Origin of the sequence: Rathayibacter sp. AY1F3, from assembly GCF_002931975.1 — a bacterium.
Taxonomy (GTDB): domain Bacteria; phylum Actinomycetota; class Actinomycetes; order Actinomycetales; family Microbacteriaceae; genus Rathayibacter.
On sequence record NZ_PSVF01000015.1, the window covers coordinates 83,990 to 94,055 of the forward strand.

The following is a 10,066-nucleotide window of genomic DNA, read 5'->3' on the forward strand; positions in this document are numbered from 1 at the left end:
CAGAGTCAACCACAGCGCCCGTGCTTCTGTGCGGCGGGTGCCCGACTTGGCGGGCGTGCAGGGCTAGTTTTGCTTGTCCGTGAGCAAAAGTCCGCGTAGGGTTCGAGGCACACCTTCCGATGCGATCAGGAGCCCCACCGGTGGCCACACCCCCAGACCTCTCTGTCCAGCTGTACTCGGTGCGCGAGCCGCTCGCGGCCGATCTGCCCGCCACCCTCGACCGCCTCGCGGCGATCGGCTTCACCACGGTCGAGCTCTTCGGGTTCGTCGACCTGGCCGACGCCTACCGCGCAGCGCTCCCGGCCAGCGGACTATACGCTCCCAGCGCCCACGCGCGCCTCCTCGGCCCGCAGGGCGACGCCACCGTCGACGAGATCCTCGACACGGCCGCCTCGCTCGGCGTCGAGACCGTGATCGACCCCTTCGTCGACCCGACCCGCTGGACCACCGCGGACGACGTCGCCCGCATCGCCGACGAGCTGAACGCGCTGGTCGACTCCGCCGCCGCCCGCGGCCTGGTGCTCGGCTACCACAACCACGCCTTCGAGTTCGAGAACCGCGTCGACGGCCGCAGCGCCTTCGAGCACCTCGCGAGCCTGCTCGACCCGCGCATGGTCCTCGAGCTCGACACCTACTGGGCCGCCGTCGGCGGCGACGACCCGGTCGAGGTGCTCGGACGCCTCGGCGACCAGGTGCGCTTCCTGCACGTGAAGGACGGCCCGATCTCGGCCGACACCCAGGAGCAGCTGCCCGCGGGCGAGGGCGCGATGGACGTCCCGGCGATCCTCGCCGCCGCTCCGCAGGCCCTGCCCGTGCTGGAGTTCGACGCCTACGCCGGCGACATCTTCGAGGGCCTGGAGTCGGCCCACCGCTACGTCTCGGGGCTCGGCGCATGAGCGGCACCGGCCGCGTGGGCGTCGGCGTCATCGGCGCCGGCAACATCAGCACCCAGTACCTGACCAACCTCACCGTCTTCCCCGACCTCGAGGTGCTCTTCGTCGCCGACATCGACCTCGAGCGGGCGAGGACCCAGGCCGAGGCATTCGGCGTCCCCGCCTCCGGCACCGTCGAGGAGCTCCTCGCGCACGAGGGCATCGAGATCGTCGTGAACCTCACGATCCCGGCCGCGCACGTCGAGGTCGCGCGCCGCGCGGTCGCGGCGGGCAAGCACGTGTGGACCGAGAAGCCCTTCTCGCTCGACCGCGACAGCGGGATCGAGCTGCTCGCGCTGGCGAAGGAGAAGGGGCTGCGCGTCGCGACCGCTCCCGACACCTTCCTGGGCGCGGGCCTCCAGACGGCGCAGCGCGTGATCGAGAGCGGAGCCATCGGCACGCCGCTCTCCGCCCTCACCCTCTTCCAGGGCCCCGGCCCCGAGTCGTGGCACCCGAACCCGGAGTTCTTCTTCGCCGAGGGCGGCGGACCGCTGCTGGACATGGGCCCGTACTACATCACCACGCTCGTGCAGAACCTCGGCCCCGTCGAGAGCGTCACCGCCGTCTCGTCCCAGGCCCGCGCCACCCGCGTGGTGGGCTCCGGCCCGAAGGAGGGCACCGAGTTCCCGGTGACCATCCCGACACACATCGGCGGGCTGCTCCGCTTCGAGTCCGGGGCCTCGGCCCAGGGCGTGTGGAGCTTCGAGTCGAGCCTGCCGCGCACCGGCTTCGTCGAGATCAACGGCTCCGAGGGCACCCTCGTCCTCCCCGACCCGAACCAGCACGACGGAGAGATCACCCTGCACCGCCGCGGGTCCGCCGAGCCGGAGGTCATCGCGGCGACCGGCTCGACCGCCTCCCGCGGCACCGGCGTGCTCGAGCTCGCCCGTGCGATCCGGGCCGACCGCCCCGAGGCCGCCTCCGGAGACCTCGCGTACCACGTCACCGACGTGATGCTCTCGCTCCTCGAGGCCGCCGAGACCGGCGAGAGGGTCCTCGTCACGAGCTCCGTGACGCCCCGCCCCGCACTGCCCGAGAGCTGGGACCCGACCGAAGCGACCCTCTCCTGATGCCCGCGCCCCTGCGCGTCGGCGTGCTCGGCGGCGGCTTCATGGCGGCCGTGCACAGCCGCGCGGCCCGCAGCGCCGGAGCGGTGCTCGCCGGAGTCGCCTCCTCCACCCCGGAGAAGGGCGAGCGGGCGGCGGCCGAGCTCGGCGTCGAGCGCGCCTACCCGGACGCCCGGGCTCTGATCGAGGACGAGAGCATCGACCTCGTGCACGTCTGCACCCCGAACGCCACGCACGCCGCACTCGCGCTCGCGGCGATCGAGGCGGGCAAGCACGTGGTGTGCGAGAAGCCGCTCGCCGCGACGCTGCGGGAGGCGGAGTCGCTCGCTGCGGCCGCGTCCTCCGCCGGCGTGGTGGCGACCGTCCCGTTCGCCTACCGCTTCCACCCGATGGTGCGCGAGGCCCGTGCCCGCGTCGCCTCCGGCGAGACCGGCCGCCTGGTCACCGTCCGCGGGAGCTACCTCCAGGACTGGCTGCTGGGCGCCTCCGACGACAACTGGCGCGTCGACCCGGCCGCCGGCGGCCGCTCGCGCGCCTTCGGCGACATCGGCTCGCACCTGGTCGACCTGCTGGAGTTCGTCACCGGCGACCGGATCGACTCGCTCGCCGCGATCACGAGCACCGTCCACGCCGAGCGCGGCGGCCGCCCCGTGAGCACCGAGGACGTGGCCGGCCTGATCGTCCGGCTCGAGGGCGGCGCCGTCGGCACGCTCCTCGTCTCGCAGGTCACCGCGGGCCACCGCAACGAGCTGGTGCTCGAGGTGTCCGGGCTGGAGGAGTCGCTGCGCTTCGAGCAGGAGCTCCCCGAGACGCTGTGGGTCGGCCGGCGCGACAGCGCCCTCCTGGTGCCGCGCGACGCCTCGATCCTCGCGCCCGATGCGGCCCGGCTCTCGATCGTGCCGAGCGGTCATCCGATGGGCTACCAGGACGCCTTCACGGCGTTCGCCCGCGACACCTACGCCGCCGTGGCGGGCGCCGACGTGGAGGGTCTGCCGACCTTCGCCGACGGCCTCCGCGCGGCGCGCATCACCGAGGCCGTGCTCGACGCGGCCGAGACAGGCGCCTGGGTGACCGTGCCCGCCGCCGACGACCGGACGGAGATCGCCGCATGAGCGACGAGAAGACCTACCCCGCCACCCACCCCGTGACGCTGTTCACCGGGCAGTGGGCCGATCTGCCCTTCGAGGAGGTCGCCCGACTCGCCGCCGAGTGGGGCTACGACGGACTCGAGATCGCGGCCTCGGGCGACCATCTCGACCTCAAGCGCGCGGACGAGGACGACGCCTACGCCGCCTCGCGCCTGGAGATCCTCGACCGCTACGGCCTCGAGGTCTTCGCCATCTCGAACCACCTCACCGGCCAGGCCGTCTGCGACGACCCGATCGACTTCCGCCACAAGGCACTCGTGCGCGACTACACCTGGGGCGACGGCGACGCGGAGGGGGTGCGGCAGCGCGCCGCCGAGGACATGAAGCGCTCGGCGCGGGTCGCCCGCAAGCTCGGCGTGGACGTGGTCGTCGGCTTCACCGGCTCGAAGATCTGGCCCTACGTGGCGCAGTTCCCGCCGGTGCCGGCCTCCGTCATCGACGAGGGGTACGAGGACTTCGCGACGCGCTGGAACCCGATCCTCGACGAGTTCGACGCGAACGGCGTGGTCTACGCGCACGAGGTGCACCCGTCCGAGATCGCCTACGACTACTGGTCGAGCGTGCGCACCCTCGAGGCGATCGGGCACCGCCCGGCCTTCGGCTTCAACTGGGATCCGTCGCACATGATGTGGCAGGACATCGACCCGGTCGGCTTCATCGTCGACTTCAAGGACCGGATCTACCACGTCGACTGCAAGGACACCCGCCTGCGCCCGAAGAACGGCCGCGCGGGCGTGCTCGGCTCGCACCTGCCGTGGGGCGACCCCCGCCGCGGCTGGGACTTCGTCTCGACGGGGCACGGCGACGTCCCGTGGGAGGACGCGTTCCGGGCGCTGGAGTCGATCGGCTACTCCGGCCCGATCTCCATCGAGTGGGAGGACGCCGGGATGGACCGCCTCCACGGCGCGAAGGAGGCCGTCGGCTTCATCCGCTCGCTGCTCTGGAGGACCCCGACCGCGTCGTTCGACGCCGCGTTCTCGAACCAGTAGCCGCGCGGCTCCCCTCGGCGGGATCCCGCTCCGGTCCGCAGGCCACGTCGCCCGCGCCGGATCGGGGTCCTGCAGGCGGGGGTGGGGTCAGTCGGCGGCCTTGGCGGCGCGCTCGGACTTGATGCGGGCCTGCTCGCGGCGGACCTCCGCGTAGCGGTTCTGCTCGACGCGCAGCCACTCGGGGACCTCGTCGAGCAGGGCCTGGATCTCGGGAGTGGTCAGCGCCTCGGTGACGCCGCCGCGGGCGAGCCCCGAGATGGAGACGTTCAGCCGGGAGGCGATGACGGAGCGGGGGTGCGGCCCCTCCTCGCGCAGCTGCACGAGCCAGGCGGGCGGGTTCGCGGCGAGCTCGTCGTACTGCTCGCGCGTGATCGCCGACTCCTGGAACTCCTCCGGGGTCGCGGGCAGGTAGACCTGCAGCTTCTTCGCCGCGGTCGCAGCCTTCATCGTCTGTGTCGCCTTGGCCATGCGGCAACCCTACCGGCGCGGCGCGGACCACCTACCCTGAGGGGATGAGCGAGCAGCCCGAGACCGTCGACCCGCAGGCCGCTCCCGAGGCGGAGGAGCGTCCGGAGGGCGGGGCGGACGCGGCGGCGGACGACGCGTCGGCCGGATCGGGCGCGGTCGGCGCCGGAGCCGAGTCGGACGACACCGACGCCGACTCCGACGACCTCGACTCCGACGACCTCGACTCCGACGATCTCGACTCCGAGGACATCGACGTCGACGAGCTCGACTCCGAGGACAGCGACTCCGGGGACAGCGACGTCGACTCCGACGCCGAGGACGCCGTCCCCGCCGGCCCCGTGCTCGCCGTCGCCCTCGTGCCCGGCGTCACCCCCACCAAGTGGACCCGCGTCTGGGGCCAGCGCCGCTCCGATCTCCCGCTGCGCATCACCGTCGTCGCCGAGCGCGAGCAGGAGCAGGCGCTGCTCGACGGCCGCGCGCAGCTGTCGTTCGTCCGCGGCGACGTCTCCTCCTCCGCCCTCAGCTCCATCCACCTCTACGACGAGCAGCCCGTCGCCGTCGTCGGCCGGGAGCACGTCCTGGCCGCCGCGGAGGAGCTCGACGTCGCCGAGCTGGCAGGCGAGCACCTCCTCCAGGACCCGGAGGACGTGCCGGAGTGGGCCGCGGTCGCCGAGGAGCTCGCGGACGGCTCGCGGCGCCCGCTGCCGCGCATGGCCGGCCTCGACGACGCGGTCGAGCAGGTCGCGGCCGGCGTGGGCGTGCTGATCGTGCCGCAGTCGGTGGCGCGCGTGCACAGCCGCAAGGACGTCACCGCGGTGCCGGTGACCGGCGTCGCTCCCTCCTCCGTCCGCCTCGCCTGGGTGACGGACGACAAGGGCGACGACGTCGAGGACTTCATCGGAGTCGTCCGCGGCCGCAGCGCGAACACCACGCGCGGCACCGCCGCGACGCCGAAGGTCGAGTCGCGGGCGAAGGCCGCCAAGGCGAAGGCGCGGGAGGCGCGCGAGAAGGCGGAGAGGGCCGGCGGCGGCAAGAAGAAGCCGGCCCGCGCCAAGGCGTCCGCGCCGACGGTGCGGCGCACCCGCAAGCCCCGCGGCCGCTGACCGTGGCCGACGACGCCGACTGGTCGCTCCGCCCCGCGACCTCGGAGGACGCCGCGGCGATCGCCGAGCTGCGCGCGGTCGTCATGCGCCCGTCGCTCGAGACGCTCGACCGCTACGACGAGCACCGCGTGCGGCACCGCTTCCTCGACGGCTACCGGCCCGAGCTCACCCGGGTGATCGAGCTCGACGGCGCCTTCGCCGGGAGCATCGCCGCGCGGGTCGAGCCGGACGCGGTCTGGATCGAGCACTTCTACCTGGCGCCGCACGCGCAGGGCCGCGGTGTCGGCGGCGCCGTCCTGCGCCGGGTGATGGCGGAGGAGGCGAGGCCGGGTCTGCCCTTCCGCCTCGACGTGCTGAAGCGCAGCGACGCCCGCCGCCTCTACGAGCGGCACGGCTTCCGGTTCGAGCGCGCTCTGGAGTGGGACGACATCCTCGTCGCGCCGCCCGTCTCCTGACCCCTGATCGGGGAGGACGACGGGGCGCGGGCCGCCGCTAGCATGAGCGCGATCCCCTCCGCCGGGTCGGCCGCAGGGCGACCTCCTCCTGGAAGCAGGCACTCCGCCGTGTCCCCGCTCGTTCTGAGGTCCGCCGCCTCCGCGGTCCTCGTCGCCGCCCTGGCGATCAGCTCCAGCCCGCTCGCCTCCGCCGCATCGGCGGCCCCGCCGTCGGTCGCCTCCGTAGACGCCTCCGACACGCCCCGCTCGATCGTGCTCCCCGAGGGGCAGCCGCTCTGGCAGCCCAGCGCCGAGTCCCCCCTGCCCGCCGTGGCGGACGCGGCGCCGAGCGCCGCCCGTGCGAGCGCTGCCGCGTTGATCAGCGGCCGTGTCGTGGTCGAGGAGGCCGACGGCTCGATCGCGACCACCACCCCCCGTGGCGCCCTCCTGAACGTCGAGGTCTGGTCGAGCGAGGCGGGGCTCCTCGGGAACCACTCCGTCGCCGGCGACCTCACCTTCAGCATCGACGGGCTCACCGCCGGGCAGACCTACTACCTGCTGATCAAGGACGACGCCGACCTGTACGCCGACCTCTGGTCCGGCGGCAGCGCCGTCGCCCGCAGCGCCGAGCCGCTCCAGGCCCCGGCGGCCGGCGTGCAGCTGCGCACCGCACGGCTGGGGTCGCTCGAGGGACGCCTGAGCGGCGTCGCGGGCGACCAGCGCGTCGACATCTGGTACCGCGACCCGGGAACCGACGGCTACTTCCGCACCGGCGAGCTCGACCTGATCACGGGCGGCGACAACCCGTACTCGTTCCAGCAGGTCGTCCCCGGCGACTACCTCGTCCGGGCGTCGAGCCGCGACGACGTGATCGACGACAGCTACTGGGACCACGTCCTCCGCTCGGGCGACGCGGGCGACGTGCGCGTCCCGGTGGGCGGATCGGCCGCCGGGATCGACCTCTCGCTGAGCAGCGACTACCAGCAGTACACCGGCCGCCTCGCCGGATCGGACCGCTACGCGACCTCGGTGGAGGCGACGGGCTACTTCTCCCCGGGCATCCCGGTGCTCTACGTGGCCAGCGGGGCGAACTGGCCGGATGCGCTGAGCGCCGGCCCGGCCGCCGCCGCACTCGGAGGCGCGCTCCTGCTCACCGATCCCGACCGCCTGCCTCGGGTCGTCTCCGACGAGATCCGCCGCCTCCGCCCGGAGCGGGTCGTGGTCGTCGGCAGCGAGCTGAGCGTGAGCCCCGGGGTCCTCTCCGCGATCCGCACGATCGTCGGCGGCACCGAGCGCATCGGCGGGACGGACCGCTACGACACCTCCCGCCGGATCGTCGCGGACGCCTTCGGCACCGGCCCCTACTCGAACATGTTCGTCGCGACCGGCACGAACTTCCCCGACGCACTGTCGGCCGCGCCGATCGCCGGCTGGCGTGCGCAGCCCGTGCTGCTGGTCGACGGTGCGACCTCGGGCGCCGACTCCGCGACCGCGACCGCGGTGCGCGACCTGGCGCCGGAGCACGTGGAGTTCCTCGGCGGCGACCCCTCGATCCGGGACGCGTACGTGGCGGACTTCGCGCGTCGCGGCCTCGCCCCCTCGGTCTCGAGGATCGCCGGCCGCGACCGCTACGAGACCAGCGTCGAGCTGAACAGCGCCTACCCCCAGTCGCTGCTGCAGGACAGCGTCTTCCTCGCCGCGGGGTCCTCCTTCGCCGACGCCCTCTCGGGAGCGACGACGGCGGCGGCCCTGGGCTCGTCCGTGCTGCTGACCGAGCGCGACTGCGTGCACGACTCGACGCTGCGCTTCCTGGCCTCCAACTCGAAGAACTACGCGTTCCTGCTCGGCGGGGAGCCGACGCTCACCGAGGACGTGGCGAACCTCCGCAACTGCGAGTACGACTTCTGACGACGCGTGCTCCCGGGGTCCGGGGCTAGGGTTCGAGCATGCCCACGAGCGATGAGACCTGGACCCTGGCCGAGCACGACGTACCGGTGTACCGAAGCGGTGAGGGCGGCCGCGCGCTGATCCTGATCCACGAGGTCTGGGGGGTCGACGGGCACATCCGCTCGGTCGCCGACCGCTACGCGGCCGAGGGCTACAGCGTCGTCGCCCCCGAGCTCCTGGCCGACAGCGGCCTACTCGAGCAGCTCGACGAGGAGCAGCGCGCCGACTACGACCACCCGGTGCGGCGCCTGCCGCGGCAGGTCGAGCTGCGCACCTTCTTCGCCCCCGTCTTCACTCCGGAGCACGCGACGCGCACCGTCGCGATCCTCCGCGCCCTCGTCGAGCGGCTCCTGCGCCAGGAGGGCGCGACCAGCGTCTCCGTCACCGGGTTCTGCTACGGCGGCACCTTCTCGTGGGCGCTCGCGCTGGCCGAGCCGCGGCTGGCGGCGGCCGTGCCGTTCTACGGGCACGTCACCGCGTCCGCCGAGGAGCTCGGCGCGCTGCAGGTGCCGGTGCTGGCGTTCCTGGGCGATCAGGACGCTCCCCTCGTCGAGCAGGTGCCGCGCATCCGCGAGGCGACCGAGGGCAAGGACGTCGAGGTCGTCGTCTACCCGGGAGCGGGCCACGCCTTCTTCAACGACGCGAACGAGCAGACCTACCAGGCCGAGGCGGCGACCGACGCCTGGCCGCGGGCGCTCGCGTTCCTCGGAGCGCACGCGGGCTGAGCGGGCCCTCGACGGACGGCGCCCGGCTCCGCGGCGCTGAGCTCGCCGACGGCCTGCGTCAGCGCGGCCGGACCGGCAGCCAGCCCCGCCGGGCCGCGAGCGCGCCCGCCTGGAAGCGGCTCTCGGCGCCGAGCAGATCGAAGAGACCGGCGATGTGCCGACGGCAGGTGCGCACGCTGAGGTCCAGCCGTGCCGCGAGCGCCTCGTCGGTGAGCCCGGCGGCGAGGCCCTGCAGGATCGACCGCTGCACCGCGGAGAGGGAGGGCTCCTCCTCGGCACCTGCCGCGTGCAGGGGCGCTGCGAACTCCCACGCCGCGTCGAACACGCGCGCCAGGGTCGCCGCGAGCTCGGGGGAGCGGACGACCAGGGCGGCGCGGTCGTCCTCGTCGCGGGAGCGGGCGACGATCGCGAGGGAGCGGTCGAAGACCACCAGCCGGAAGGGCAGCGTCGGGAGGGTCCGGAACCGCGCGCCCAGCGGCTCGAGCTCCGCGACCGAGCGCCGGAGGGCCGCGTTGTCGCGGCGGCGGTCGTGGTGCAGCGTCCGCCTCGCGATGCCGCGCCCGAGCAGCTCGCGGTCGACGGCGTCGCTCGCCTCGTGCCGCTCCACGCTGCTGGTGCCGGGAGCGGCGATCAGCACCTCCTCCGAGGCTCCGCGCTGCAGGTCGAGGAGCAGCCGGAGGACGGTCGCCGGGTCCTCGATCACCTCCACCTGCTCCGCGGCGGCGAGGACGCTGCGGGCGCTCCGGTAGGCGGGGACGAGGGCCATCAGCTCGCTGCGGCGGCGGGTGATCCCGGTCTGCAGCTCGAGGAGGCGCCGCTCGTCGTCGGCGATCAGCTCGGCCAGGGCGATGTCCGGCGCGGCCGTGGCGAGCGACTCCGCCCCCGCGTGCAGCGGAGCGAGCAGCCGGAGCCCGATCAGCTCGTCGCGCGCCTCGCGGAGGCCGTCGACGGTGACGCCGAGCTCGTCCGACGCGCTCTCGAGCGACCAGTCTCCGCGCACGGACGCGTGCAGGTACAGCGCGATCGCGTTCTCGCTCAGCACCGGCGGCCCCCCGTTCTCCCGACCCTCCCGAGTGTAGGAGGCGCGCACTCAGCGCCGCCGCGCGAGAACCGCGACGACGGCGAGCTCACCGGCGAGGACCAGCGCCACCGCTCCGAACACGGCCGGGCCGACCAGCGCGGCGAGCGGAGTGAGACCGGCGTTCGCGAGGAGGGGGGCGAGGAGACCGATCACGACGCCGGTGCGGCGGGCG

General features: G+C 74.0%; 10 protein-coding genes. 8 read left to right on the forward strand and 2 right to left on the reverse strand.

The genetic code is table 11. The features are described from left to right. Positions 1-140 precede the first annotated feature (140 nt). From C5C39_RS10755 to C5C39_RS10770, 4 genes are read left to right on the forward strand one after another with little or no spacing between them, the layout of a single operon-like run. The gene (locus C5C39_RS10755) at positions 141-896 is read left to right on the forward strand and encodes a sugar phosphate isomerase/epimerase (protein ID WP_258075816.1); all 756 of its coding nucleotides are present in this window, start codon (positions 141-143) and stop codon (positions 894-896) included. After that, on the forward strand, positions 893-2,002 hold the full coding sequence (locus C5C39_RS10760; protein ID WP_104353360.1) for a Gfo/Idh/MocA family protein: 1,110 nt from the start codon (positions 893-895) through the stop codon (positions 2,000-2,002). The genes C5C39_RS10755 and C5C39_RS10760 overlap by 4 nt, the downstream gene beginning before the upstream one ends. Continuing rightward, positions 2,002-3,111 (forward strand): Gfo/Idh/MocA family protein, encoded by a 1,110-nt coding sequence (locus C5C39_RS10765; protein ID WP_104223640.1) that lies wholly within the window; start codon positions 2,002-2,004, stop codon positions 3,109-3,111. The genes C5C39_RS10760 and C5C39_RS10765 overlap by 1 nt, the downstream gene beginning before the upstream one ends. Then, positions 3,108-4,136 (forward strand): sugar phosphate isomerase/epimerase, encoded by a 1,029-nt coding sequence (locus C5C39_RS10770; RefSeq protein ID WP_167299019.1) that lies wholly within the window; start codon positions 3,108-3,110, stop codon positions 4,134-4,136. Before C5C39_RS10765 ends, C5C39_RS10770 begins: the two co-directional genes overlap by 4 nt. 87 nt (positions 4,137-4,223) lie before the next feature. Here the strand turns inward: C5C39_RS10770 and C5C39_RS10775 are convergent, their stop codons facing one another. Next, complete coding sequence (locus C5C39_RS10775; RefSeq protein ID WP_104223641.1) at positions 4,224-4,604, reverse strand: DUF5997 family protein; 381 nt, start codon at positions 4,602-4,604, stop codon at positions 4,224-4,226. A gap of 44 nt (positions 4,605-4,648) precedes the next feature. Here C5C39_RS10775 and C5C39_RS10780 point away from each other — a divergent pair, with 44 nt between their 5' ends. The 4 genes from C5C39_RS10780 to C5C39_RS10795 all read left to right on the forward strand — a co-directional run bounded on the left by C5C39_RS10780 (position 4,649) and on the right by C5C39_RS10795 (position 8,813). Further along, the gene (locus tag C5C39_RS10780) at positions 4,649-5,707 is read left to right on the forward strand and encodes a LysR substrate-binding domain-containing protein (protein ID WP_104353361.1); all 1,059 of its coding nucleotides are present in this window, start codon (positions 4,649-4,651) and stop codon (positions 5,705-5,707) included. A 2-nt stretch (positions 5,708-5,709) separates the two neighbouring features. After that, positions 5,710-6,162, forward strand: coding sequence for a GNAT family N-acetyltransferase (locus C5C39_RS10785; RefSeq protein ID WP_258075817.1), 453 nt, complete (start codon positions 5,710-5,712; stop codon positions 6,160-6,162). A gap of 108 nt (positions 6,163-6,270) precedes the next feature. Further along, complete coding sequence (locus C5C39_RS10790) at positions 6,271-8,049, forward strand: cell wall-binding repeat-containing protein (RefSeq protein ID WP_104353362.1); 1,779 nt, start codon at positions 6,271-6,273, stop codon at positions 8,047-8,049. A gap of 38 nt (positions 8,050-8,087) precedes the next feature. After that, entirely contained in the window at positions 8,088-8,813 is a 726-nt protein-coding gene (locus C5C39_RS10795) for a dienelactone hydrolase family protein (RefSeq protein ID WP_104223644.1), read from the forward strand. 58 nt (positions 8,814-8,871) lie between these two features. On the opposite strand, the gene C5C39_RS10800 is transcribed toward C5C39_RS10795, so the two are convergent. Then, positions 8,872-9,855: a LuxR C-terminal-related transcriptional regulator gene (locus tag C5C39_RS10800; protein WP_104353363.1), complete on the reverse strand. Its 984-nt coding sequence runs from the start codon at positions 9,853-9,855 to the stop codon at positions 8,872-8,874. Between the last annotated feature and the right edge of the window lie 211 nt (positions 9,856-10,066).

Excerpts from the sequence above, each read along its gene's own strand:
- C5C39_RS10760 (WP_104353360.1), top strand. The coding sequence starts at position 893 with ATGAGCGGCACCGGCCGCGTGGGCGTCGGCGTCATCGGCGCCGGCAAC.
- C5C39_RS10765 (WP_104223640.1), top strand. The coding sequence starts at position 2,002 with ATGCCCGCGCCCCTGCGCGTCGGCGTGCTCGGCGGCGGCTTCATGGCG.
- C5C39_RS10770 (WP_167299019.1), top strand. The coding sequence starts at position 3,108 with ATGAGCGACGAGAAGACCTACCCCGCCACCCACCCCGTGACGCTGTTC.
- C5C39_RS10775 (WP_104223641.1), bottom strand. The coding sequence starts at position 4,604 with ATGGCCAAGGCGACACAGACGATGAAGGCTGCGACCGCGGCGAAGAAG.
- C5C39_RS10780 (WP_104353361.1), top strand. The coding sequence starts at position 4,649 with ATGAGCGAGCAGCCCGAGACCGTCGACCCGCAGGCCGCTCCCGAGGCG.
- C5C39_RS10795 (WP_104223644.1), top strand. The coding sequence starts at position 8,088 with ATGCCCACGAGCGATGAGACCTGGACCCTGGCCGAGCACGACGTACCG.